Below are 24,579 nucleotides of genomic sequence, written 5' to 3' on the forward strand. Positions count from 1 at the left end.
GCCCCCCACCTCTCCGGCGCCCCCCCCCCCCCCGGGCGGCCCCCCCCCCCCCCCGGCCCCCCCCCCCTCGGTCGTACCGTTCACAGCCCGGCCCCCCGGCCCCCCGGCCCCCCGGCCCCCCGGCCCCCCGGCACGGGGCGCCGGTCAGCCGAGTGTGCCGAGCGGGACGTGCGGCGAAAGGTGCGTGGACAAGGCGTTCAGGAAGTCCGGGGCGTCGAAGACCGCGCCCGCGGAGGCGACGCCGGTGGTCCTGGTCCGGCCGGTGAGGATGCGGTCGACGGCCTCCACCGCGAGCGGCGCGCTGATGGCGTAGATGTCCTGACCGGAGACGACCGCACGGCGCTCCACGCCGTGGGAGCGGACGAGAACGTCGACGACGAAGGTCTGCGCGGAGCGACCGCGCCCGTCGACGGCGGTCGGGGCCGAGGCGTCGGGAGCGGACAGGTCCGCGGCCGCCTTCGCGGTCATGTAGGTGCGCACCTCCGGGACGGCCAGGTGGCTGGGAATGGTGACGACACATCGGCCATGGTGAACTCCCCGAGGACGCTCTGGGGGCCCAGCGGGGCCGGGAAGGGCCACTCGAGGGTCGGCAGGGCGTCGTCGTGGTACTCCAGCCGGCCGCCGGTGTAGCGGACCCGGCGCCCGCCCCGTCGCCGCCCCGAGACCGCGCCCGCGGCGAGTGTCCCGGCCGTGGGATGCCAACTGCTCAGGCCGTAGGCGATGTGTGCCTCGTCCGCCGCCGTCCAGTCGCCCATCGCGGTGGTGACCAACAGGTCGCCGAGGGCACCGAAGAAGGCCATCGCCGGGACCACCAGGGTGCCCTCGTCGAGGGCGCGCCGCTCGAAGCGCGCGAACGTGTCGAGGTTCGCCTCGATCTCGGCCGCCACGTCGACGTACGGAATGCCGGCCCGCAGCGCCGCTGGTCTTCGGCTCGGCGCCGGACGCCCTGCCGGGTCCCTGGTACGACGTCAGGGTGTGCGGCACGCGAGCCGTGCGGGTCGGCCGGTTCCTGCTGGAGCCGGACTGCGGGCTCGACCGGCTGGCGGACGCCGGCACCGTGATCGTCCCCGCCCTGGCGGACATCGACGAGGACCCGCCGGCCGACCTCGTCGAGGCGGTGCGCGCGGCCCACGCGTCGGGCGCGCGCGTGGTCTCCCTGTGCACGGGGGTGTTCGTGCTCGCGGCCGCCGGCCTCCTGGACGGGCTGCACGCGACCACGCACTGGGCCCACACCGAGGAACTGGCCGCGCGCTATCCCCGGGTGAAGGTCGACCCGGACGTGCTCTACGTCGACAACGGCGGAGTGCTCACGTCCGCGGGCAAGTCCGCGGCGATGGACCTGTGCCTGCATCTGGTCCGCCACGACCACGGCCCGGCGATCGCCAACACGGTCGCCCGCCGTCTGGTCGTGCCGCCCCACCGGGCCGGTGGCCAGGCCCAGTTCGTGGTCACCCCGGTACCCGCCCAGGACGGCCATCCCCTGACCGAACTGCTTCCCTGGGTGATGCGGCGGCTGGACCAGCCGCTCACCGTGGAGGGTCTGGCCCGTCAGGCGAACATGAGCTCGCGCCACTTGGGCCGCCACTTCCGCTCGATCACCGGCACCACCCCGCTGCGGTGGCTGCTGGCGCAGCGGATCCGCCGCGCTCAGGAACTGCTGGAGACCACGGACGACAGCGTCGACACCATCGCCTCGGCCTCGAGTCTGGGCACGGCGACGACACTGCGCCGCCACTTCCATCGCGCGATCGGCGTGCCGCCGGACACCTACCGCCGCACGTTCCGGGCGTGAGACCGCGATCGTTCCCACCCTCACCCCTCTTCCCACCCCCGACCGGAAACGCACCCACCCACCTCCCCCCAAGCGGACGGGGTGCGGGGCGGTGCGCGCGGGACAGCGACGGGAGCGGGGGCCGGGAAGGGGGTCGTGTTCGAAACGTAAAGCGTGATTTGTGGCGCGGAAAAAGAACGTTTTACGCACTACGGAGGCGCCCGCGCCGTAAATCATGCAGTGCGGAACACGAGCCCCCGGACCGGCCCACGCGCCCCCACCACGCCCCCCAGCGCACCGCACCAGCACCCCGAACGCGCCCCCTACAGCTCACCCCCGTACGGCGGCTCCGCCCCCGCCCGCGTACACGTCACCGCCGCCGCCCGCGCCGCGAACGCCAGCAGCTCCCGCCACGCCTCCACCCCCAACGCCCCCAGCGCCTCCGGCGCACAGCGCACCCCGCGCCCCACCAGCCCGTGCAACAACGCCGCGTTCACCGTGTCGCCCGCCCCGATCGTGTCCACGACCCGCACCCGCACCGCCGGCACCGACACCTCGTACTCCCGCGTGAACACGGTCAGCCCCGCCGCGCCCCGGGTCAGGACGACCGCGCCCGGACCCCGCTCCAGCCATGACGCGGGGGTGCCGCCCAGCCAGTCCGCGTCCTCCTCGGACAGCTTCAGGACCGAGACGTGCGGCAGCCAGTTCGCGAAGCGGGTGCGGTAGGCGACGGGGTCGGGCAGCAGCCCGGGCCGGATGTTGGGGTCGAGCAGGGTGAACAGGCCGTCCCGCGCCGAGCGCCGCAGAAGCGCCTCGTAGGCGGTGGCACCCGGTTCGAGGGCCAGGGAGAGGGTGCCGAAGGCGACCGCCCGGACGTCCTCGGGCAGCGGGCCGGGCAGGGCGAACAGCCGGTCGGCGGTGCCTTCCACGTAGAAGCCGTAGCGGGCGGAGCCGTCGGGGCCCACGGAGGCGACGGCCAGGGTGGTCGGTTCGGGTCCGCGCTGGACGAGGTCGGTGGCGACTTCGGCGCCCTGGAGCCCGGCCATCAGCGCGTCCCCGAACGCGTCCGTCGACACACGGGAGCAGAACGCGGCCCGGGCGCCCAGCCGCCCGAGGGCGATGGCCGTGTTGTAGGGCCCGCCGCCGGGCCGTGGCAGCAGCGGGGCCAGGGGGCCGGGCGGCCCGTCGGGAACCAGGTCGATCAGGGACTCACCGGCGACGACGATCACGTACCGGAAGGTAACCCATGAGGTGCCGCGGCGGACAGGAGTGCGTACGGCCCCGGGGGAGGGGGTCGTCCGGCCCGCCGGTATCGTCGACGGGGTCCCCTCTGGATCCCTTGGGTCCCCTTATGCCCCATGGGTCCGTTCTCTCACGACCGCCCGTGGAGTACTCATGTCCGGCCAGTCCACCCGCCGTACCGTCCTCAAAGGCGCCGCCCTCGCCGGAGCCGCCGGACTGGGCGTAGCCGCCTGCTCCACCGACTCCAATCTCGGCCACGCGCAGAACCCGGTGCCGACCGCTCCGGTGGACCTCGGCGCGCCCGCGGACGTCCCGGTGGGCGGTGCCAAGCTCTACCGCGAGCAGCGGCTCCTCGTGCACTGCCCGGCCGAGGGCCAGTACAAGGCGTTCAGCGCCCAGTGCACCCACGCCGGCTGTGTCCTGGACAAGATCGAGAACAACGAGGGCAACTGCCCCTGCCACCACAGCCGCTTCGACGTGGCCACCGGCAAGGCGATCCAGGGCCCGGCGACCGTGCCGCTGCCCGAGGTCCCGGTGCGGGTCGAGAACGGCAAGCTGATCGCCGGCCCCAAGGCCTGATCCCCACTCCCGGGTCCGGGGCGCGCGCCCCGGACCTCCCGGGGTTCCCGAAAGGGCATCCGCCCGCCCCCGGCCCGCTCCCCAGCCGCCGGCCCGCCCGCCCCGGCCCGCTTGCCGTCGGCCCGCCCGTCCCCGCCGGTCCCCCCGATGGAGGCGCCCGGACTGTCGGTTCCCGCCAGTAGGGTGGGAGCCATGGCCGACCCGTCCAGCTACCGCCCCCAGCCGGGGCAGATCCCCGACTCTCCGGGGGTCTACAAATTCCGCGACGAGCACCGCCGGGTGATCTACGTCGGGAAGGCGAAATCGCTGCGCCAGCGCCTGGCCAACTACTTCCAGCCGCTGGCGAGCCTCCACCCGCGCACCGCGACGATGGTGACCACGGCCGCCTCCGTGGAGTGGACCGTCGTGTCGACCGAGGTCGAGGCGCTCCAGCTGGAGTACTCCTGGATCAAGGAGTTCGACCCCCGGTTCAACGTCAAGTACCGGGACGACAAGAGCTACCCCTACCTCGCGGTCACGCTGAACGAGGAGTTCCCGCGGGTCCAGGTGATGCGCGGCCACAAGAAGAAGGGCGTGCGCTACTTCGGTCCGTACGCGCACGCGTGGGCCATCCGCGAGACCGTCGACCTGATGCTGCGGGTCTTCCCCGTCCGTACCTGCTCCGCGGGTGTCTTCCGCAACGCCGCCTCCGCCGGCCGTCCCTGTCTGCTCGGCTACATCGGCAAGTGCTCGGCGCCGTGCGTGGGCCGGGTCACCCCCGAGGAGCACCGCGAACTGGCCGGGGAGTTCTGCGACTTCATGGCCGGCCGCACCGGTACGTACATCCGCCGCCTGGAGAAGCAGATGACGCTGGCGGCCGAGGACATGGAGTACGAGCGGGCGGCCCGGCTGCGCGACGACATAGGCGCGCTGCGCAAGGCCATGGAGAAGAACGCCGTGGTGCTCGCCGACGCCACGGACGCCGACCTGATCGCGCTCGCCGAGGACGAGCTGGAGGCGGCCGTCCAGATCTTCCACGTACGCGGCGGACGCGTGCGCGGCCAGCGCGGCTGGGTCACCGACAAGGTCGAGGCCGTCGGCGCCGCCGGCCTGGTCGAGCACGCCCTCCAGCAGCTGTACGGCGAGGAGAGCGGCGACGCGGTCCCCAAGGAGGTCCTGGTCCCCGCCCTGCCCGAGGACCCCGACGCGGTCGCGCAGTGGCTGGCCGCCCGCCGAGGCTCCCAGGTGTCCCTGCGGATCCCGCAGCGCGGCGACAAGAAGGACCTGATGGAGACGGTCGCGCGCAACGCGCGGCAGGCGCTCGTGCTGCACAAGACCAAGCGGGCCAGCGATCTGACCACCCGCTCCCGGGCCCTGGAGGAGATCGCCGACGCGCTCGGCCTGGACTCGGCGCCGCTGCGCATCGAGTGCTTCGACATCTCGCACCTCCAGGGCGAGGACGTGGTGGCCTCCATGGTCGTCTTCGAGGACGGGCTGCCCCGCAAGAGCGAGTTCCGCCGCTTCCAGATCAAGGGCTTCGAGGGGCAGGACGACGTCCGCTCGATGCACGAGGTGATCGGCCGCCGCTTCCGGCGCTATCTCGCCGAGAAGGAGAAGACGGGCGAATGGGTCGACGGCGGTGTCGGTGAGGCCGACGCCGCCGGTGAGACCGGTGAGCCCGGCGCCGTGCCCGCCGGATCCCCGGCCCAGGACGTCACCGCCTCCGAGAACGACGCCCCGGACCCCTTCGCCGCCCCGGAGGACGACGGACGCCCCAAGCGCTTCGCGTACCCCCCGCAGCTCGTCGTGGTCGACGGCGGACAGCCGCAGGTCGCCGCCGCCCAGCGGGCCCTGGACGAGCTGGGCATCGACGACGTCGCCGTCTGCGGCCTGGCCAAGCGCCTGGAGGAGGTCTGGCTGCCCGGCGACGACGACCCGGTGGTGCTGCCCCGCTCCAGCGAGGGCCTGTACCTTCTCCAGCGGGTCCGTGACGCCGCTCACGACTTCGCCATCCGTTACCAGCGGTCCAAGCGGAGCAAGCGCGTCCGCAGCAGCCCCCTGGACGCGATCCCCGGCCTCGGCGAAACGCGCAAACAGGCGCTCATCAAGCATTTCGGCTCGGTCAAACGTCTCCGGCAGGCGACAATCGAGCAGATCTGCGAGGTCCCCGGCATGGGCCGCAAGACGGCGGAGGCCGTGGCGGCGGCCCTCGCGCAGGCGGCTCCGGCCGCGCCCGCCGTGAACACGGCCACAGGAGAGATCATGGAAGACGACGGGGGCACCACCGCATGACCGAGCACGACCAGCACCGAAGCGAGCACCGAAGCGAGCACCGAAGCGAGCAGCCGACCGGCCAGCGAAGCGCCCGGCAGGAGAACGACGAGCCGAAGGGCGGCGAGCAGATGGCCGGACACGTGGGCGAGCGTGTGCACGAGGACGGAGCGCCGGACATGGACCCGGACACGGCGGAGCCCGCCGCCGACACCAATGCCGCCGACACCAACGGCGACACGCCCATCCCCGAGCTGGTGATCATCTCCGGGATGTCCGGCGCCGGCCGGTCCACCGCCGCGAAATGCCTGGAGGACCTCGGCTGGTTCGTCGTCGACAACCTGCCGCCCGCCCTGATCCCCACCATGGTGGAGCTGGGCGCCCGCTCGCAGGGCAACGTGGCCCGGATCGCGGTCGTCGTGGACGTGCGCGGCCGGCAGTTCTTCGACAACCTCAAGGACTCCCTCGCCGACCTCGACGCCAAGCAGGTCACCCGGCGGATCGTCTTCCTGGAGTCCTCCGACGACGCCCTGGTCCGCCGCTTCGAGTCGGTCCGCCGCCCGCACCCCCTCCAGGGCGACGGCCGCATCGTCGACGGCATCGCCGCCGAGCGCGACCTGCTGCGCGAGCTGCGCGGCGACGCCGACCTGGTGATCGACACCTCCAGCCTCAACGTCCACGAACTGCGCGCCAAGATGGACGCCCAGTTCGCCGGTGACGAGGAGCCCGAGCTGCGGGCCACCGTGATGTCCTTCGGCTTCAAGTACGGCCTGCCCGTCGACGCCGACCTCGTGGTCGACATGCGCTTCCTGCCCAACCCGCACTGGGTCCCCGAGCTGCGCCCGTTCAGCGGCCTGAACGAGGAGGTCGCCGCCTACGTCTACAGCCAGCCCGGCGCCAAGGAGTTCCTGGACCGCTACACCGAGCTGCTCCAGCTGATCGCCGCCGGCTACCGCCGCGAGGGCAAGCGGTACGTGACCATCGCCGTCGGCTGTACGGGCGGCAAGCACCGTTCCGTGGCCACCGCCGAGAAGCTGGCCGCGCGGCTGGCCTCCGAGGGCGTGGAGACCGTGATCGTCCACCGTGACATGGGGCGCGAGTGAAACCGTACCGACGGCGTGCGTCCACCCTGTCGGTGCGGCGCACGCTCCGCAGACGGGGCGCGCAGCCCAAGGTCGTCGCGCTCGGCGGCGGCATGGGCCTGTCGGCCTCGCTCGCCGCGCTGCGCCGGATCACCGGCGACCTGACCGCCGTGGTCACCGTCGCCGACGACGGGGGCTCCAGCGGCCGGCTCCGCGAGGAACTGGACGTACTGCCCCCGGGCGATCTGCGCAAAGCGCTCGCCGCGCTCTGCGGGGACGACGACTGGGGCCAGACCTGGGCCCGGGTCATCCAGCACCGCTTCCAGTCCAAGGGCGAGATGCACGGCCACGCCGTCGGCAATCTGCTGATCGTCGCCCTCTGGGAGCAGCTGGGCGGCGACCCGGTGCAGGCCCTGGACCTGGTCGGCAAGCTGCTCGGCGCGCACGGCCGGGTGCTGCCCATGTCCGCCGTACCGCTGGAGCTCCAGGCCCTGGTCAAGGGGCACGACCCGGCCCGTCCGGACGACGTGGACACGGTACGGGGCCAGGCCACCGTGGCGCTCACCCCCGGCGAGGTGCAGTCCGTGCACCTGGTCCCGCACGACCCGCCGGCCGTCCCGGAGGCGGTCGCGGCCGTCCTGGACGCCGACTGGGTGGTGCTCGGTCCGGGCTCCTGGTTCTCCTCGGTCATCCCGCATCTGCTGGTGCCCGAATTGCTCGACGCCCTGGTGGAGACCAAGGCCCGCCGGGTGCTCTCCTTGAACCTCGCGCCGCAGCCCGGAGAAACCGAGGGCTTCTCTCCGCAGCGTCATTTGGAGGTTTTGGCACGACACGCCCCTAAACTCGCCCTGGACGTGGTGCTGGCCGACGAGGCCGCCGTGCCCGACGCGTCGGCAAGAGAACCCCTCGCCGAAGCCGCCAAGCGGCTCGGCGCCGCGGTCGAGCTGGCGCCGGTGGCCCGGCCCGACGGCACTCCGAAGCACGACCCGGAGCTGTTGGCCGCCGCGTACGACCGTATTTTTCGGATGCATGGAAGGATCGGCCCATGGCGATGACGGCAGCGGTGAAGGACGAGATTTCCCGGCTCCCCGTCACCCGGACCTGCTGCAGGAAGGCCGAGGTCTCGTCGATCCTGCGGTTCGCGGGCGGGCTGCACCTGGTGAGCGGCCGGATCGTGATCGAGGCGGAGCTGGACACCGCGATGGCGGCCCGTCGGCTCAAGCGGGACATCCTGGAGATCTTCGGGCACAGCTCCGAGCTGATCGTGATGGCGCCCGGCGGGCTGCGCCGGGGCTCGCGCTTCGTCGTGCGCGTGGTCGCGGGCGGCGACCAGCTGGCCCGCCAGACCGGTCTGGTCGACGGCCGGGGCCGGCCCATCCGGGGCCTGCCCCCGCAGGTCGTCTCCGGGGCCACCTGTGACGCCGAGGCGGCCTGGCGCGGCGCCTTCCTGGCGCACGGCTCGCTGACCGAGCCGGGCCGCTCCTCCTCCCTGGAGGTCACCTGCCCCGGCCCGGAGGCCGCGCTCGCGCTGGTCGGCGCCGCCCGGCGGCTCTCCATCGCCGCGAAGGCCCGTGAGGTCCGCGGGGTGGACCGGGTCGTGGTCCGCGACGGCGACGCGATCGGTGCCCTGCTGACCCGGCTCGGCGCGCACGAGTCGGTGCTGGCCTGGGAGGAACGGCGGATGCGGCGTGAGGTCCGCGCCACCGCCAACCGGCTCGCCAACTTCGACGACGCCAACCTGCGCCGCTCGGCCCGCGCGGCGGTCGCCGCCGGCGCCCGGGTGGCCCGCGCGCTGGAGATCCTCGGCGAGGAGGTGCCCGAGCACCTCGCGGCCGCCGGGCGGCTGCGGATGGAGCACAAGCAGGCCTCCCTGGAGGAGCTGGGCGCGCTCGCCGACCCGCCGCTCACCAAGGACGCGGTGGCCGGCCGGATCCGGCGGCTGCTCGCGATGGCCGACAAGCGGGCCCAGGACCTGGGCATCCCGGGGACCGAGTCCAATCTGACGGAGGAGCTGGACGACAGCCTCGTCGGCTGACGTCCCCCGCTCCCCACCCGCCCCGACCCTCTCCTCCCTTCTGCCGGTGCCTCCCCGAGGCACCGGCAGAAGCCGTTTCCGGGCCAGGGCCAGGTACTCCGGTCAGGTGCCCGAGTCGCGGGGGAAAAGGGCCGTCGCGGGCCCGTGGTTCGTACCGGACACGCCGATAGGCCGAATCTGCGGCATGGATGGCGCGATTCATTCGAAGACGTGGATTCACGGCCGCGCAGCGGTCACCACCCGTGACATCGTCCACCCCGGCTTCGGCCACGGGCGCGTCCCGAATACGGCGGAACGGGAGGCTCTGCTCGGAATGACCGTCATTTCGCTCCGACGCCATTCCGAGTGCTCAGTCGAGCACCTATTTTCGTCACGCTGCGTAGTCGAAATCAGGGCATCGGGAGGGCTGATACCCAGGGGGAAACAAGGCCTGTAGGCGTTTTACCGGCACATTTCGGGCAGGGGGAGGCGCACTCGATGTCACGCGCGGCCACCATTAGAGGTAGGGTCGTAAGTGGTCGGGGACATCCCAAAATTGAAGCTCGCCGGGCGTCGAAACCCGGCGTACCACGAGGAGATCGGTTCGTGACGATCCGCGTAGGCATCAACGGCTTTGGCCGTATCGGGCGCAACTACTTCCGGGCGCTCCTTGAGCAGGGTGCCGACATCGAGGTCGTGGCCGTCAACGACCTGGGCGACACCGCGACCACGGCCCACCTGCTGAAGTACGACACCATCCTGGGCCGTCTCAAGGCCGAGGTGACCCACACCGAGGACACCATCACCGTCGACGGACACACCGTCAAGGTGCTGTCCGAGCGCGACCCCGCGCAGATCCCGTGGGGTGAGCTGGGCGTCGACATCGTCGTCGAGTCCACCGGCATCTTCACCAAGCGCGCCGACGCCGCCAAGCACCTGGCCGGCGGCGCGAAGAAGGTCCTCATCTCGGCTCCGGCCAAGGACGAGGACATCACCATCGTCATGGGCGTCAACCACGACGCGTACGACGCGGCGAACCACCACGTCATCTCCAACGCGTCCTGCACCACCAACTGCGTGGCGCCGATGGCCAAGGTCCTCGACGAGAACTTCGGCATCGTCCGCGGTCTGATGACCACGGTCCACGCGTACACCAACGACCAGCGGATCCTCGACTTCCCGCACCGCGACCTGCGCCGCGCCCGCGCCGCCGCGGAGAACATCATCCCGACCACGACCGGTGCCGCCAAGGCCACCGCCCTGGTCCTCCCGCAGCTCAAGGGCAAGCTCGACGGCATGGCCATCCGCGTGCCGGTCCCCACCGGCTCGGTCACCGACCTGGTCGTGGAGCTGTCCCGCGAGGTCACCAAGGACGAGGTCAACGCCGCGTTCAAGAAGGCCGCGGAGGGCGACCTCAAGGGTCTGCTCTTCTACACCGAGGACCCGATCGTCTCCTCGGACATCGTGGGCGACCCGGCCTCCTGCACCTTCGACTCGTCGCTGACGATGGTGCAGGACGACAACTCGGTCAAGGTCCTCGGCTGGTACGACAACGAGTGGGGCTACTCCAACCGACTCGTCGACCTCACCGTCTTCGTCGGCGGTCAGCTCTAGACTCTAGGGCGGGCTTCGGCGTGAAGCAGGGCTCGGGCAGTGCGATGGCGCGCTGCGCGGGCCCTGCGTCGTGTGCTCCACCACGTGCAACAGGGAGTCAGAGAAACACATGAAGACGATCGACGAGCTGCTCGCCCAGGGCGTCTCCGGCAAGCGGGTGTTCGTCCGCGCCGACCTCAACGTGCCCCTCGACGGCACGACCATCATCGACGACGGACGCATCCGCGCCGTCGTCCCGACCGTCAAGGCGCTGGCCGAGGCCGGTGCCCGGGTCGTGGTGGCCTCGCACCTCGGCCGCCCGAAGGGCGCGCCCGACCCGGCGTTCTCGCTCGCCCCGGCCGCCGAGCGCCTGGGCGAACTGCTCGGCGCCGACGTGGCGTTCGCGACCGACACGGTCGGCGAGTCCGCCAAGGCCACCGTCGCGGCCCTCGCCGACGGGCAGGTCGCCGTCGTCGAGAACCTCCGCTTCAACGCCGGTGAGACCTCCAAGGACGACGCCGAGCGCGGCGCGTTCGCCGACCGGCTGGCGGGCCTCGCGGACGTGTACGTGGGCGACGGCTTCGGCGCCGTGCACCGCAAGCACGCCTCGGTCTTCGACCTCCCGGCCCGGCTGCCGCACTTCGCCGGCTACCTCATCGCCACCGAGGTCGGCGTCCTGAAGAAGCTCACCGAGGACGTACGGCGGCCGTACGTGGTCGCCCTCGGCGGCTCCAAGGTCTCCGACAAGATCGGCGTCATCGACAACCTGCTCGACAAGGCCGACCGCATCCTCATCGGCGGCGGCATGCTCTTCACCTTCCTGGCCGCCAAGGGGCACGAGGTCGGCACCTCGCTGCTCCAGGAGGACCAGAAGCAGAAGTGCCTGGAGTACCTGGCGGAGGCGGAGCGGCGCGGAGTGGAGTTCGTGCTCCCGCTCGACGTCCTGGTCTCGGCGGAGTTCCCGGACCTGAAGGCGAAGGCCGCGACCCACCCGGAGACCGTCGCCGCGGACGCCATGCCCGCCGGCAAGCTGGGCCTGGACATCGGCCCGAAGACCCGCGAGCTGTACGCCGCCAAGCTCGCCGACGCGGGCACCGTGTTCTGGAACGGCCCGATGGGCGTCTTCGAGCACCCCGACTACGCCGAGGGCACCCGCGCCCTCGCCCAGGCGCTGCTCGACGCGCCCGGTTTCACCGTGGTCGGCGGTGGCGACTCGGCCGCCGCCGTCCGCACCCTGGGCTTCGACGAGAATGCCTTCGGCCACATTTCGACCGGCGGCGGCGCCTCCCTCGAATACCTCGAGGGCAAGACGCTTCCCGGCCTCGCCGCACTGGAGGACTGATCCACCGATGAGCACCCGTACCCCGCTGATGGCGGGCAACTGGAAGATGAACCTCAACCACCTGGAGGCCATCGCCCACGTCCAGAAGCTCGCCTTCGCGCTGACCGACAAGGACTTCGACGCCGTCGAGGTCGCGGTTCTCGTGCCCTTCACCGACCTGCGCTCCGTGCAGACCCTGGTGGACGGCGACAAGCTGAAGATCAAGTACGGCGCCCAGGACCTCTCGGCGCACGACTCCGGTGCGTACACCGGCGAGATCTCCGGACCGATGCTGGCGAAGCTGAAGTGCGCGTACGTGGCCGTCGGCCACTCGGAGCGCCGTCAGTACCACGCCGAGACCGACGAGGTCTGCAACGACAAGGTGAAGGCCGCCTTCCGGCACGGCCTGACCCCGATCCTGTGCGTCGGCGAGGAGCTGCCCGTCCGTACGGCCGGCGACGCCGTCCCGCACACCCTGGCCCAGGTCGAGGGCGGTCTGAAGGACATCCCGGCCGAGCAGGCCGAGTCCGTCGTGATCGCCTACGAGCCGGTCTGGGCGATCGGCACCGGCGAGGTCTGCGGCGCCGACGACGCCCAGGAGGTCTGCGGGGCGATCCGCGGCAAGCTGGCCGAGCTGTACTCGCGGGAGCTGGCCGACAAGGTCCGCATCCAGTACGGCGGCTCCGTCAAGAGCGGCAACGTCGCCGAGATCATGGCGAAGCCCGACATCGACGGCGCGCTGGTCGGCGGCGCCGCGCTGGACGCCGAGGACTTCGTCAAGATCATCCGGTTCCGCGACCAGTGACACCCGGCGGATCCGCCGGTGGCGCCGGAAGACGGCGCGACCAGTGACGATCCGCGTCTGACGATGTAGAGCCGTGACGGCGATCCGTCGTACCCTTGCGGGGGCCGGGCAGGTACCTGCCCGGCCCCTGTCCTTACAAGTCCGAGGAAGTTGGTCCAGCCGTGGTTATGGGGTTTTCGATCGCCCTGATCGTCTTCAGTGCGCTGCTGATGCTGCTCGTGCTGATGCACAAGGGCAAGGGCGGCGGCCTCTCCGACATGTTCGGTGGCGGCATGCAGTCCTCCGTCGGCGGCTCCTCGGTCGCCGAGCGCAACCTGGACCGGATCACCGTGGTGATCGGCGTGCTGTGGTTCGCGTGCATTGTCGTACTTGGCCTGCTGATGAAGATGGACGGGTAACTCCAACCACTGGACGCGCGTTGGGCCTTACGTAGACTGGGGCATCTTCGAGCACCATCACGCAGGGAGTTACGACCGTGGCAAGTGGCAACGCGATCCGGGGAAGCCGGGTCGGAGCGGGGCCGATGGGGGAGGCCGAGCGGGGCGAGTCGGCTCCGCGTCTCCGGATCTCCTTCTGGTGCTCGAACGGGCACGAGACCCAGCCCAGCTTCGCCAGTGACGCACAGGTCCCGGAGACCTGGGACTGCCCGCGCTGTGGCTTTCCGGCAGGTCAGGACCGGGACAACCCGCCGGACCCGCCGCGCACGGAGCCGTACAAGACGCACCTCGCGTATGTACGGGAGCGGCGCAGCGACGCCGACGGGGAGGCGATCCTCGCCGAGGCGCTCGCCAAGCTCCGCGGCGAGATCTGAGGGACAGAGGGACATCCGCGCGGCGACGCGCGCGGTACGACGAAGACGACGGACGGGCCTCGCCCGCGAACACGGTTCGCGGCGGGGCCCGTTCGCCGTGTCCGGGGCCGTACGCACAGGGCCCCGCACGCGCCGGCCGCGCAAGTCGTGCACGCGGGGACCGGCCGGGCCGCCGCCCGGGGCACGCGCCGGACGGGTTCGGGGCCCACGATCAACTAAGTTGTCAGGGCGGGGCATACAACCGGCAAGACGAAGAAATGGGCGATGTCCGAGATGACGAACGCAGGCACCAGGCTGAACCAGCTGCCCGAGTGGGCGGCCCTCGGCAAGCACCGTGAGCAGCTGGGCGACACCCATCTGCGCGAGCTGTTCGCCACCGACCCCGGCCGCGGCACGGGGTACGCGCTGCGCGTCGGCGACCTGTATCTCGACTACTCCAAGCACCTCGTGACCGATCAGACCCTGGAACTGCTGCGCGACCTGGCCGCCGCCACCGGCGTCGCGCAGCTGCGCGACGCCATGTTCCGCGGCGAGAAGATCAACACCACCGAGGACCGCGCCGTCCTGCACACCGCGCTGCGCGCCCCGCGCGGGGCGGTCGTCGAGGTCGACGGGGTGAACGTCGTTCCCGAGGTGCACGCCGTCCTCGACAAGATGGCGGGCTTCGCGGACCGGGTCCGCGCGGGCGAGTGGACCGGCCACACCGGCAGGCCGATCAAGAACATCGTCAACATCGGCATCGGCGGCTCCGACCTCGGCCCCGCCATGGCCTTCGAGGCGCTGCGCTCCTTCACCCGCCGCGACCTGGTCGTCCGCTTCGTCTCCAACGTCGACGGCGCCGACCTGCACGAGGCCGTCCGCGACCTCGACGCCGCCGAGACCCTCTTCATCGTCGCCTCGAAGACCTTCACCACCATCGAGACGATCACCAACGCCACCTCCGCCCGGGAATGGCTCCTCGGCGAGCTCGGGGCCGGTCAGGAGGCCGTCGCCCGTCACTTCGTCGCCCTGTCGACCAATGCCGGGAAGGTCCGCGACTTCGGCATCGACACCGCGAACATGTTCGAGTTCTGGGACTGGGTCGGCGGCCGCTACTCCTACGACTCCGCCATCGGCCTGTCCCTGATGATCGCCATCGGCCCGGACCGCTTCCGCGAGATGCTCGACGGCTTCCACCTCGTCGACGAGCACTTCCGCACCGCCCCGCCCGAGGAGAACGCCCCGCTGCTGCTCGGCCTCCTCGGCATCTGGTACGGCGCCTTCTTCGACGCCCAGTCGCACGCGGTCCTGCCGTACTCGCACTACCTGTCGAAGTTCACCGCGTACCTCCAGCAGCTCGACATGGAGTCCAACGGCAAGTCAGTCGACCGCGACGGCCGGCCCGTCGACTGGCAGACCGGCCCGGTCGTCTGGGGCACCCCCGGCACCAACGGCCAGCACGCCTACTACCAGTTGATCCACCAGGGCACCAAGGTCATCCCGGCCGACTTCATCGGCTTCGCCCGGCCCGTCGCCGACCTGCCGGCCGGCCTCGCCGCCCAGCACGACCTGCTCATGGCCAACTTCTTCGCCCAGACCCAGGCACTGGGCTTCGGCAAGACGCCCGAGGAGGTGCGGGCCGAGGGCGTGGCCGAGGAGCTGGTCCCGCACAAGACCTTCCGGGGCAACCACCCCACCACCACCATCCTGGCGGACGCCCTCACCCCGTCCGTCCTCGGCCAGCTCATCGCCCTCTACGAGCACAAGGTCTTCGTCCAGGGCGCCGTCTGGAACATCGACTCCTTCGACCAGTGGGGTGTCGAACTCGGCAAGGTCCTCGCCAAGCGGATCGAGCCGGTCCTCACCCGGGGCGAGGGCGGCGCGGACCTGGACCCGTCCACCGCCGGACTCGTCGCCGCCTACCGCTCGCTGCGCGGCCGGAGCTGACCCGGTGACGAGGGGGGAGCGGGGCGCGTATGAGAACCACGGCGGGCACGGGCAGGACCACGGGGAGCGGGAGGTGCGGCTGCGCCCGCCGCGGAACGCCGTCGACGGCCGGGCCGTCGGCTGGTGGCGGACGCAGCTTCTGATCGGCACCGCCGTGCCGGTGCTGATCCTGGCGGTGCTCGGCGCCTTCATCGGGCCGGCCAGGTTCTGGCTGCTCGCCTCCGGCGGCGCGGTGGCGGTGCTCGGCCTCGCCGCCACCGCGGGCCTGCCCGGCTGGTGGTTCCGGGTGCACCGCTGGGAGGTCACCGAGGACGCCGTGTACGTCCGGACCGGGGCGTTCTGGCAGGAGTGGCGGATCGCCCCGATGTCCCGGATCCAGACGGTCGACACCGTACGGGGCCCGCTGGAGCAGACGTTCAAGCTGGCCACCGTCACCGTCACCACCGCCTCCTCCAAGGGCGCCCTGCGCATCGAGGGCCTCGACCACGCGCTCGCCGCCGAGCTGGCCGAACGGCTCACCGCGATCACCCGGGCCACCCCGGGGGACGCGACATGAGCAGCCCCGAGGCGACCCCCGGCCACGACGGGGGCGGGGGCTGGCGGCGGCTCGCCCCGCGCTCGCTGCTCGCCGGTGCCGCCGTGCTGGTCGGCGTCGCCGGCGGCGCCGCGATGCCCACGTACGTCACCCTCTCCGGCGGCTCCCGCCCGCTGTGGCAGGCCGTCGCCTGGGTGCTTGCCGGATCGTTCCTGCTGGTCGGTGGCGGCATCGCCGCCGACTGGGTCCGGCTGCGCCGCACCCGCTACCGCGTCGGACCCGAGCGGATCGACCTCCACAGCGGGCTCCTCGTCGTCAAACGCCGCTCCCTCGCCCGCGACCGGATCCGCAGCGTCGACCTCACCGCCAACCCCCTCGAACGCGTCCTCGGCCTCGTCAAGGTCCGGATCGGCACCGGCGAGCACACCGGCGGCGAATCCACCCTTGAACTCGACCTGGTCACCCGCGCCGAGGGCGAACACCTGCGCCGCACCCTGCTCGCCCGCCCCGCCGAAGGGCCCGGCGACACCGCCCACGACGGCGTTCTCGCCTCCCTCGACCCGCGCTGGATCCGCTACGCCCCGGTCTCCTTCGTCGCCCCGCTGCTCGGCCTCGCCGCGGGCGGGGCGATCATGCAGGTCAGCGACTGGTTCGGGGCCCAGGAGACGGTCATCCGCTGGGTGGGTGAGCGTTTCGAGGACGTCTCGCTGACCTGGATGATCGTCGATCTGGTGCTGCTCGTCACCGCCGCCGGCATGATCGGTGCCCTCGGCGTGTGGATCGAGTCGTGGTCCGGCTACCGGCTGGAGCGCGAGCCCGGCGGCACCCTCCGGGTCCGCCGCGGCCTGTTCACCTCCCGCTCCGTCTCCCTGGAGGAGCGCCGGCTGCGCGGCGTCGAGCTCGTCGAACCCCTTGGTGTACGGCTCTTCCGCGGCGCCCGCGTCGACGCCGTCGCCACCGGGCTCGCCCAGGACGACGACGACAAGCACGGCGACCTGAAGAACCTGCTGCCACCGGTGCCGCGCGCCGTCGCCGACCGAGTCGCCGCCCAGGTGCTGCGCGAGGCGGAACCGCCCACGAGCGCCCCGCTCGCCGCCCACCCCCGGGCCGCCCGCGTCCGCCGCGTCCGCCGGGCGCTGGCCGCCGCGCTCGGACCGGCGGCCGGGCTCGCCGTCCTCGGGGCCTGGCTCACCCCCGTCCTCGCGTACGTGGCGGCCGGTGTCGCCGTCGTCCTCACCCCGCTCGCCCTGCTGCTCGCTCGGGACACCTACCGCAGCCTCGGACACGGCGTCAGCGGCACCTACCTGGTGACCCGTTCGGGCAGCGTGCGCCGCTCCACGGTCGCCCTCCAGCGCGCCGGGGTGATCGGCTGGACCGTCCGGCGGTCCTGGTTCCAGCGGCGCGCCGGGGTGCTCACGCTGCGCGCGACGACGGCTGCGGGGGAGGGCGCGTACACCGTCCACGACGCGGGCGAGAGCCAGGGCCTCCGCTTCGCCGCCGAGGCCGTACCGGACCTCCTCGCGCCCTTCCTGGAGCCGAGGGAGTGACGACGAAGGCCCGGCCCACCGAACCGGTGGACCGGGCCTCGTGCTTCGCCGTCGAGGGATCAGGCGGAGGCCGGCGGGTACAGGTCCCGGGGCAGCTCCGAGGCCGCCGCCGCGTCCAGCAGCCACAGCGTGCGCGCCTGCCCGCGGGCCCCGGCCGCCGGAGCCTGGATCTCGCCCGCGCCGGACAGCGCGATGGCCGCGGCCTTCGCCTTGTCCGCGCCCGCCGCGAGCAGCCAGACCTCCTTCGCGGCCCGGATCGCCGGAAGCGTCAGCGAGATCCGGACCGGCGGCGGCTTGGGCGCGCCGTGCACCCCGACGACCGTCCGCTCGGTCTCCCGGACCGCCGGCAGCTCGGGGAAGAGCGAGGCCACATGCGTGTCCGGGCCGACCCCCAGCATCAGGACGTCGAAGGTCGGCACCCCGTGGTGGTCGCCCGGCACGACCGCCGCGGCGAGCTGTGCCGCGTACGCCGCGGCCGCCGCCTCCACGTCGGAGCCGTACGGACCGTCCGAGGCCGGCATCGCGTGCACCCGCGCCGGGTCCAGCGGGACGCTGTCGAGCAGCGCCTCGCGGGCCTGGGTGACATTGCGCTCCGGGTCGCCCTCCGGCAGGAAGCGCTCGTCGCCCCACCACAGGTCGAGCCGTCCCCAGTCGATCGCGTCGCGGGCGGGCGCCGCGCGCAGGGCCGCGAGCAGCCCGTTGCCGTTGCGGCCGCCGGTGAGCACCACCGAGGCGGAGCCCCGGGCGGCCTGCGCGTCCACGATTCTGGTGATCAGCCGGGCCGCGGCGGCCTCGGCCATCAGTTCCTTGTCGCGGTGGACGACCAGCTGGGGCACGCTCACTTCGCCGCCGCCTTCCGGGAGGAGGACTTCCGGCCGCCGCGCCGGGACGATCCGGCGGCGGACTCGTCGCCCGTCGCCTGCTCGGTGACCGTGTCCGGCTCGTCCGCGACGGACCGGTCCACGGCCGACTCGTCGCCCGGCTCCGCGCTCTCGGCGGTCTCAGCGATCTCGGTGGCCTCGGCGCTCTCGCCGGCCTCCGCGACCGGCTCCGGCGCGGTCGTCGCCGCCCGCTCGTCCAGCCGCTCCAGGCCGTACTTCAGCGCCGACGCGTAGGTGTCGTCCGGGTCCAGCCGGCGCAGCTCCTCCGCGATCAGCTCGGCCGTCTCACGCCGCTTGAGCGCCACCGCGCGGTCCGGCTGGCCCTGGATGGACAGCGTCGCGAGGGAGCCGTCCGGGCGGTCGAGCACGATCGGACCGGCGTCGGTCTCCAGGCGTACGGAGGTCAGCCCCGGGCCCGTCGACGCGGCGCGCCGCACCGGAACCTGGAGCCGGTCCGCCAGCCACATGGCGAGCAGCTCGACGCTCGGGTTGAACTCCTCGCCCTCGACCGCCGCCGAGGTGACCTCGCACCGCACCTGGTCGAGCGCGGCGGCCAGCATCGAACGCCACGGGGTGATCCGGGACCACGACAGGTCCGTGTCGCCCGGGGTGTACGCGTCGGCGCGCGCGGTCAGCTCCTGGATCGGCTGTTCGGCGGCGTACGTGTCGGTGACACGGCGCTGGGCGAGGGCGCCCAGCGGATCGTTGGCCGGGTCGGCCGGCGCGTTCACCGGCCACCAGACGACGACCGGCGCGTCCGGCAGGAGCAGCGGCAGCACCACCGACTGGGCGTGGTCGACGACCTCGCCGTACAGCCGGAGCACCACCGTCTCGCCGGTGCTGGCGTCGGCGCCGAGGCGGACCTCGGCGTCCAGCCGCGCGTTGGCGCGGTCCCGCGGGGTGCGCGAGACCCGCTTGATGACGACGAGGGTGCGCGAGGGGTGCTCGCGGGACGCCTCGTTGGCCGCCTTGAGCGCGTCGTAGGCGTTCTCCTCGTCGGTGACGATGACGAGGGTCAGCACCATGCCGACGGCCGGGGTTCCTATGGCCCGCCGCCCGAGCACCAGCGCCTTGTTGATCTTGGAGGACGTGGTGTCCGTCAGGTCGGTCTTCATGGCCGGCGCCAGCTCCTGCCGTCTCGTGCGAGCATCTCGTCCGCCTCGACCGGACCCCAGGTCCCGGACTCGTACTGGGCGGGCGTGCCGTTCTGGTCCCAGAACCGCTCGATCGGGTCGAGGATCTTCCAGGACAGCTCGACCTCCTCGACCCGCGGGAAGAGGTTGGAGTCGCCGAGCAGGACGTCGAGGATGAGCCGCTCGTACGCCTCCGGGCTGGACTCGGTGAAGGACTCGCCGTAGGCGAAGTCCATCGACACGTCCCGGATCTCCATCTGGGTGCCGGGCACCTTGGAGCCGAAGCGCATCGTGACGCCCTCGTCCGGCTGGACGCGGATCACGATCGCGTTCCGGCCGAGCTCCTCGGTCGCCGTGTGGTCGAACGGGGAGTGCGGGGCGCGCTGGAAGACCACCGCGATCTCGGTGACCCGGCGGCCCAGCCGCTTGCCGGTGCGCAGATAGAAGGGGACGCCCGCCCAGCGGCGGTTGTCGATGCCCAGCTTGATCGCCGCGTAGGTGTCGGTCTTCGACTGCGGGTCGATCCCGTCTTCCTCCAGGTAGCCGACGGCCCGCTCGCCGCCCTGCCAGCCCGCCGCGTACTGCCCGCGGACCGTGGACTTCGCGAGGTCCTTCGGCAGCCGTACGGCGCCGAGCACCTTGGTCTTCTCCGCGGCGAGCGCGTCGGCGTCGAAGGAGGCGGGCTCCTCCATCGCGGTGAGCGCCAGCAGCTGGAGCAGATGGTTCTGGATGACGTCACGGGCCGCGCCGATGCCGTCGTAGTAGCCGGCCCGGCCGCCGATGCCGATGTCCTCGGCCATGGTGATCTGTACGTGGTCGACGTACGACCGGTTCCAGATCGGCTCGAAGAGGGTGTTGGCGAAGCGGAGCGCCAGGATGTTCTGGACGGTCTCCTTGCCGAGGTAGTGGTCGATCCGGAAGACCGCCTCGGGCGGGAAGACCTCGTGGACGATGTCGTTGAGTTCCTTCGCCGACGCCAGGTCGTGGCCGAAGGGCTTCTCGATCACCGCGCGGCGCCAGGAGTCGTTCTTCTGGTCGGCGAGCCCGTGCTTCTTCAGCTGCTGGACGACCAGGGGGAAGAACTTCGGCGGTACGGAGAGGTAGAAGGCGAAGTTGCCGCCCGTGCCCTGCTCCTTGTCCACGTCCTCGATGGTGGCCTTCAGCTGCTCGAAGGCGTCGTCGTCGTCGAAGTCGCCCTGGACGAACCGCATGCCCTGGCTCAGCTGCTGCCACACCTCCTCGCGGAACGGGGTGCGCGCGTGCTGCTTGACGGCGTCGTGGACCTCCTGGGCGAAGTCCTCGTCGTGCCACTCACGGCGGGCGAAACCGATGAGGGAGAAGCCCGGCGGCAGCAGACCCCGGTTGGCGAGGTCGTAGACGGCGGGCATCAGCTTCTTGCGGGACAGATCGCCCGTGACACCGAAAATCACCAGACCCGACGGCCCCGCGATACGCGGGAGCCGTCGGTCTGCGGCGTCACGGAGCGGATTGGCTCCGGTGACTGCGCTCAAGGGGACTACGCCTCCGAGGGTGCGAGGCGGGTGAGCTCCGCCTCGGTCGACGTGAGCAGGTCGGTCCAGGCGGCCTCGAACTTCTCGACGCCCTCGTCCTCCAGGACCTGGACGACATCGTCGTACGAGATGCCCAGCTTGGCCACCGCGTCGAGGACCCGGCGGGACTCCTCGTAGGTGCCGCGGATGGTGTCGCCGGCGACCACACCGTGGTCGGCGGTGGCCTCCAGGGTGGCCTCCGGCATGGTGTTGACGGTGCCCGGGGCGACCAGGTCCACCACGTACAGGGTGTCCTTGTACGCCGGGTCCTTCACACCGGTCGAGGCCCACAGCGGACGCTGCTTGTTGGCGTGCGCCTTGTCGAGGGCGGCCCAGCGGGCGGAGCCGAAGACCTCCTCGTAGGCCTCGTAGGCCAGACGGGCGTTGGCGAGCGCCGACTTGCCCTTGAGGGCCTTGGCCTCGTCGGTGCCGACACCGTCCAGGCGCTTGTCGATCTCGCTGTCCACGCGGGACACGAAGAACGACGCCACCGAGTGGATCTCGGAGAGGTCGAGGCCGCGCTCGCGGGCCTTCTCCAGGCCCGCCAGGTAGGCGTCCATGACCGCCCGGTAGCGCTCCAGCGAGAAGATCAGCGTCACGTTCACGCTGATGCCGAGGCCGATGACCTCGGTGATCGCCGGCAGACCCGCCTTGGTGGCCGGGATCTTGATGAGGGTGTTGGGGCGGTCCACCAGCCAGGCCAGCTGCTTGGCCTCGGCGACGGTCGCGACCGTCTCGTGGGCCAGGCGCGGGTCGACCTCGATGGAGACCCGGCCGTCCTGGCCCTCGGTCGCGTCGAAGACCGGGCGCAGGATGTCGGCGGCGTCGCGGACGTCGGCCGTCGTGATCATGCGGATGGCCTCGTCCACGGTCACCTTGCGGGCGGCGAGATCGGCCAGCTGCCGCTCGTAGCCGTCGCCCGAGGAGATCGCCTTCTGGAAGATGGACGGGTTGGTGGTCACGCCCACCACATGGCTCTGGTCGATCAGCTCGGCCAGGTTGCCGGACGTGATCCGCTTGCGCGAGAGATCGTCCAGCCAGATCGCGACGCCTTCGTCGGAGAGGCGCTTGAGAGCGTCTGTCATGAGAGTTGCATCTCCATTAGTCGTACGTAATCGCGCGTATCCGCGTCAGCGCGCGGCGGCGGCGATCGATTCCCGGGCGGCCGAGGCGATCGCCTCCGGCGTGAATCCGAACTCGCGGAACAGGACCTTGGCGTCCGCCGAGGCACCGAAGTGCTCCAGGGAGACGATCCGGCCGGCGTCGCCGACGTACCGGTGCCAGGTCAGGCCGACCCCGGCCTCGACCGCGACCCGCGCCTTGACCGACGGCGGCAGGACGGAGTCCTTGTACGCCTGGTCCTGCTCCTCGAACCATTCCACGGACGGCATCGAGACCACCCGGGTCGGCACGCCGGCGGCCTGGAGCTGCTCGCGGGCCTCGACGGCCAGGTGCACCTCGGAGCCGGTCGCGATGAGGATGGCCTCCGGCGTGCCGCCGTCGGCCTCGAACATCACGTAGCCGCCCTTGACGGTGTCCTCGTTCGGCGCGTAGACGGGCACGCCCTGGCGGGTGAGGGCCAGACCGTGCGGGGCGCCCTTGCCGTACACCCGGGTGTGGCGCTCGGTGATCTCGCGCCAGGCGATCGCCGTCTCGTTGGCGTCGGCCGGACGGACCACGACGAGACCCGGGATCGCGCGCAGCGCGGCCAGGTGCTCCACCGGCTGGTGGGTCGGGCCGTCCTCGCCGAGACCGATCGAGTCGTGCGTCCACACGTACGTCACCGGCAGGTGCATCAGCGCGGACAGCCGGACGGCGTTGCGCATGTAGTCGGAGAACACCAGGAAGGTGCCGCCGTAGATCCGGGTGTTGCCGTGCAGGGCGATGCCGTTCATCTCCGCGGCCATGGCGTGCTCGCGGATGCCGAAGTGGATCGTCCGGCCGTACGGGTCCGCCTCGGGCAGCGGGTTGCCCTCGGGGAGGAACGAGGACGACTTGTCGATCGTGGTGTTGTTCGAGCCGGCGAGGTCGGCCGAGCCGCCCCACAGCTCGGGCAGCACCGAACCGAGCGCCTGGAGCACCTTGCCGGAGGCGGCGCGGGTCGCCACGCTCGAACCGGGCTCGAAGACCGGCAGCTTCTCGGCCCAGCCGGCCGGCAGCTCATTGGCCTGGATCCGGTCGAAGGAGGCCGCCCGCTCCGGGTTGGCCGTACGCCACGCGGCGAGCGACTTCTCCCACTCGGCGCGGGCCTCGCGGCCCCGGTCGCCCAGCGCGCGGGTGTGCCCGATGACCTCGTCGGAGACCTCGAAGGACTGCTCCGGGTCGAAGCCGAGGACGCGCTTGGTGGCGGCGACCTCGTCGGCGCCGAGCGCCGAGCCGTGCGCGGCCTCGGTGTTCTGCGCGTTCGGGGCGGGCCAGGCGATGATCGAGCGCATCGCGATGAACGACGGGCGCTCGGTCTCGGCCTCGGCGGCCCGGATCGCCGCGTACAGCGCGACCGGGTCCAGATCGCCGTCGGCCTTGGGCTCCACGCGCTGGACGTGCCAGCCGTACGCCTCGTACCGCTTCATCGTGTCCTCGGACACGGCGGTCTCGGTGTCGCCCTCGATCGAGATGTGGTTGTCGTCCCACAGCAGGGTCAGGTTGCCGAGCTTCTGGTGACCCGCGAGCGAGGACGCCTCGGCGGAGATGCCCTCCTGGAGGCAGCCGTCGCCGGCGATCACGTACACGTGGTGGTCGAACGGGGAGGTGCCCTTGGCCGCCTCCGGGTCGAACAGACCGCGCTCGTAGCGGGCGGCCATGGCCATGCCCACCGCGTTGGCGACACCCTGGCCCAGCGGACCGGTGGTCGTCTCCACGCCCGCCGTGTGGCCGTACTCCGGGTGACCCGGGGTCTTCGAGCCCCAGGTACGGAAGGCCTTCAGGTCGTCGAGCTCCAGCCCGAACCCGCCCAGGTACAGCTGGGTGTACAGGGTCAGCGAGGAGTGCCCGGCGGAGAGGACGAACCGGTCGCGGCCCACCCACCGCGGATCGGCCGGATCGTGCCGCATCACCTTCTGGAAGAGGGTGTACGCGGCGGGTGCGAGGCTCATCGCCGTACCGGGATGGCCGTTGCCGACCTTCTGCACGGCGTCGGCGGCGAGAACGCGGGCGGTGTCCACGGCCCGCTGGTCCAGATCGGTCCATTCGAGGTCTGTGGTCGTCTGCTTAGTGCTCACCCTGAGTCAGGGCTCCTCTCCGCATGTCGTGGGCCGGTGACGGAGGGTGTCCCGGCGTGGTCGAGCCTACCCCTGGAAATCGCCACTCTTTTCGTGTCCAGGCCCCTCAAATGAGCGGCTTTGGCAACACGGTGAAGGGGTGGCCGTCTTCGCCTTCCGGGGCCGGGCCGGAGGCGGGGTCCGCGCGTGCCGGCTCAACGACCGAGAAGCTCGGATGCACCCCCGGTCCCGGGAGTGTTCGCGCAGGTCGCCCCGGGGCCGCCGGTGAGGCCGGGTGACACGAGCCCACCCCGAAGAAGAACGAGGTATGGGCAACGTCTA

19 protein-coding genes and 2 pseudogenes are annotated in these 24,579 nt (G+C 72.0%); 14 read left to right on the forward strand and 7 right to left on the reverse strand.

The features are described 5' to 3' along the window. Positions 1-144: 144 nt before the first annotated feature. Positions 145-920, reverse strand: a pseudogene (locus tag ACGFRB_RS31970) (saccharopine dehydrogenase); the annotation flags it as partial. Positions 921-922: 2 nt separating this feature from the next. Between ACGFRB_RS31970 and ACGFRB_RS31975 the strand changes: the two are divergent. Continuing rightward, positions 923-1,792, forward strand: a pseudogene (locus ACGFRB_RS31975) (helix-turn-helix domain-containing protein); the annotation flags it as partial. Between the two features lie 302 nt (positions 1,793-2,094). On the opposite strand, the gene ACGFRB_RS31980 reads toward ACGFRB_RS31975, so the two are convergent. Beyond that, on the reverse strand, positions 2,095-3,000 hold the full coding sequence (locus ACGFRB_RS31980) for a carbohydrate kinase (RefSeq protein ID WP_393248036.1): 906 nt from the start codon (positions 2,998-3,000) through the stop codon (positions 2,095-2,097). Between the two features lie 166 nt (positions 3,001-3,166). On the opposite strand from ACGFRB_RS31980, the gene ACGFRB_RS31985 reads away from it, so the two are divergent. The 13 genes from ACGFRB_RS31985 (at position 3,167) to ACGFRB_RS32045 (ending at position 17,476) form a co-directional block, all read left to right on the forward strand. After that, a complete protein-coding gene (locus tag ACGFRB_RS31985; RefSeq protein ID WP_361229203.1) occupies positions 3,167-3,592 on the forward strand; it encodes a Rieske (2Fe-2S) protein in 426 nt (141 codons plus the stop codon). Positions 3,593-3,784: 192 nt separating this feature from the next. After that, a complete protein-coding gene (uvrC, locus tag ACGFRB_RS31990) occupies positions 3,785-5,863 on the forward strand; it encodes an excinuclease ABC subunit UvrC (RefSeq protein WP_393248038.1) in 2,079 nt (692 codons plus the stop codon). 158 nt (positions 5,864-6,021) lie between these two features. Next, positions 6,022-6,945: an RNase adapter RapZ gene (gene rapZ, locus ACGFRB_RS31995; RefSeq protein WP_393248115.1), complete on the forward strand. Its 924-nt coding sequence runs from the start codon at positions 6,022-6,024 to the stop codon at positions 6,943-6,945. Further along, positions 6,942-7,979 carry a uridine diphosphate-N-acetylglucosamine-binding protein YvcK gene (gene yvcK, locus ACGFRB_RS32000; protein WP_363008365.1) on the forward strand — a complete coding sequence of 346 codons (1,038 nt, stop codon included), beginning with the start codon at positions 6,942-6,944 and terminating at the stop codon, positions 7,977-7,979. Before rapZ ends, yvcK begins: the two co-directional genes overlap by 4 nt. Continuing rightward, on the forward strand, positions 7,970-8,959 hold the full coding sequence (whiA, locus tag ACGFRB_RS32005) for a DNA-binding protein WhiA (protein ID WP_359884392.1): 990 nt from the start codon (positions 7,970-7,972) through the stop codon (positions 8,957-8,959). Before yvcK ends, whiA begins: the two co-directional genes overlap by 10 nt. 585 nt (positions 8,960-9,544) lie before the next feature. After that, positions 9,545-10,552, forward strand: a complete 1,008-nt coding sequence (gene gap, locus ACGFRB_RS32010) for a type I glyceraldehyde-3-phosphate dehydrogenase (protein ID WP_363008367.1) — start codon at positions 9,545-9,547, stop codon at positions 10,550-10,552. Positions 10,553-10,661: 109 nt separating this feature from the next. Continuing rightward, positions 10,662-11,873, forward strand: coding sequence for a phosphoglycerate kinase (locus tag ACGFRB_RS32015; RefSeq protein WP_393248041.1), 1,212 nt, complete (start codon positions 10,662-10,664; stop codon positions 11,871-11,873). A gap of 7 nt (positions 11,874-11,880) precedes the next feature. Then, positions 11,881-12,657, forward strand: a complete 777-nt coding sequence (gene tpiA / locus ACGFRB_RS32020) for a triose-phosphate isomerase (protein WP_363008371.1) — start codon at positions 11,881-11,883, stop codon at positions 12,655-12,657. 167 nt (positions 12,658-12,824) lie between these two features. Beyond that, positions 12,825-13,055 carry a preprotein translocase subunit SecG gene (gene secG / locus ACGFRB_RS32025; protein WP_363008373.1) on the forward strand — a complete coding sequence of 77 codons (231 nt, stop codon included), beginning with the start codon at positions 12,825-12,827 and terminating at the stop codon, positions 13,053-13,055. A gap of 77 nt (positions 13,056-13,132) precedes the next feature. Continuing rightward, entirely contained in the window at positions 13,133-13,468 is a 336-nt protein-coding gene (locus tag ACGFRB_RS32030; protein ID WP_003976875.1) for an RNA polymerase-binding protein RbpA, read from the forward strand. Between the two features lie 264 nt (positions 13,469-13,732). After that, complete coding sequence (gene pgi, locus ACGFRB_RS32035) at positions 13,733-15,394, forward strand: glucose-6-phosphate isomerase (RefSeq protein WP_393248043.1); 1,662 nt, start codon at positions 13,733-13,735, stop codon at positions 15,392-15,394. A 73-nt stretch (positions 15,395-15,467) separates the two neighbouring features. Next, positions 15,468-15,950, forward strand: coding sequence for a PH domain-containing protein (locus ACGFRB_RS32040; RefSeq protein WP_393248117.1), 483 nt, complete (start codon positions 15,468-15,470; stop codon positions 15,948-15,950). Continuing rightward, positions 15,947-17,476, forward strand: a complete 1,530-nt coding sequence (locus ACGFRB_RS32045) for a PH domain-containing protein (RefSeq protein WP_393248045.1) — start codon at positions 15,947-15,949, stop codon at positions 17,474-17,476. The genes ACGFRB_RS32040 and ACGFRB_RS32045 overlap by 4 nt, the downstream gene beginning before the upstream one ends. A 59-nt stretch (positions 17,477-17,535) precedes the next feature. On the opposite strand, the gene pgl is transcribed toward ACGFRB_RS32045, so the two are convergent. Genes pgl through tkt form a run of 5 tightly spaced genes read right to left on the reverse strand, consistent with a single transcriptional unit; the run spans position 17,536 to position 24,258 of the window. Further along, positions 17,536-18,318, reverse strand: coding sequence for a 6-phosphogluconolactonase (gene pgl, locus ACGFRB_RS32050; RefSeq protein WP_393248047.1), 783 nt, complete (start codon positions 18,316-18,318; stop codon positions 17,536-17,538). After that, on the reverse strand, positions 18,315-19,472 hold the full coding sequence (gene opcA / locus ACGFRB_RS32055; RefSeq protein WP_393248049.1) for a glucose-6-phosphate dehydrogenase assembly protein OpcA: 1,158 nt from the start codon (positions 19,470-19,472) through the stop codon (positions 18,315-18,317). The genes pgl and opcA overlap by 4 nt, the downstream gene beginning before the upstream one ends. Beyond that, the gene (gene zwf / locus ACGFRB_RS32060; RefSeq protein ID WP_363008386.1) at positions 19,469-21,001 is read right to left on the reverse strand and encodes a glucose-6-phosphate dehydrogenase; all 1,533 of its coding nucleotides are present in this window, start codon (positions 20,999-21,001) and stop codon (positions 19,469-19,471) included. The genes opcA and zwf overlap by 4 nt, the downstream gene beginning before the upstream one ends. 5 nt (positions 21,002-21,006) lie before the next feature. Beyond that, positions 21,007-22,125 (reverse strand): transaldolase, encoded by a 1,119-nt coding sequence (gene tal / locus ACGFRB_RS32065; RefSeq protein ID WP_393248051.1) that lies wholly within the window; start codon positions 22,123-22,125, stop codon positions 21,007-21,009. Positions 22,126-22,170: 45 nt separating this feature from the next. Next, the gene (tkt, locus tag ACGFRB_RS32070) at positions 22,171-24,258 is read right to left on the reverse strand and encodes a transketolase (RefSeq protein ID WP_393248053.1); all 2,088 of its coding nucleotides are present in this window, start codon (positions 24,256-24,258) and stop codon (positions 22,171-22,173) included. Between the last annotated feature and the right edge of the window lie 321 nt (positions 24,259-24,579).

This window comes from Streptomyces sp. NPDC048718, assembly GCF_043198875.1.
Classification (GTDB): domain Bacteria; phylum Actinomycetota; class Actinomycetes; order Streptomycetales; family Streptomycetaceae; genus Streptomyces.

Bases quoted from the DNA above. Each gene is read 5' to 3' on its own strand.
- rapZ (WP_393248115.1), top strand. From the start codon at position 6,022: ATGGACCCGGACACGGCGGAGCCCGCCGCCGACACCAATGCCGCCGAC.
- uvrC (WP_393248038.1), top strand. From the start codon at position 3,785: ATGGCCGACCCGTCCAGCTACCGCCCCCAGCCGGGGCAGATCCCCGAC.
- pgi (WP_393248043.1), top strand. From the start codon at position 13,733: ATGTCCGAGATGACGAACGCAGGCACCAGGCTGAACCAGCTGCCCGAG.
- ACGFRB_RS31985 (WP_361229203.1), top strand. From the start codon at position 3,167: ATGTCCGGCCAGTCCACCCGCCGTACCGTCCTCAAAGGCGCCGCCCTC.
- whiA (WP_359884392.1), top strand. From the start codon at position 7,970: ATGGCGATGACGGCAGCGGTGAAGGACGAGATTTCCCGGCTCCCCGTC.
- secG (WP_363008373.1), top strand. From the start codon at position 12,825: ATGGGGTTTTCGATCGCCCTGATCGTCTTCAGTGCGCTGCTGATGCTG.
- opcA (WP_393248049.1), bottom strand. From the start codon at position 19,472: ATGAAGACCGACCTGACGGACACCACGTCCTCCAAGATCAACAAGGCG.
- tpiA (WP_363008371.1), top strand. From the start codon at position 11,881: ATGAGCACCCGTACCCCGCTGATGGCGGGCAACTGGAAGATGAACCTC.
- ACGFRB_RS32045 (WP_393248045.1), top strand. From the start codon at position 15,947: ATGAGCAGCCCCGAGGCGACCCCCGGCCACGACGGGGGCGGGGGCTGG.
- ACGFRB_RS32015 (WP_393248041.1), top strand. From the start codon at position 10,662: ATGAAGACGATCGACGAGCTGCTCGCCCAGGGCGTCTCCGGCAAGCGG.
- tal (WP_393248051.1), bottom strand. From the start codon at position 22,125: ATGACAGACGCTCTCAAGCGCCTCTCCGACGAAGGCGTCGCGATCTGG.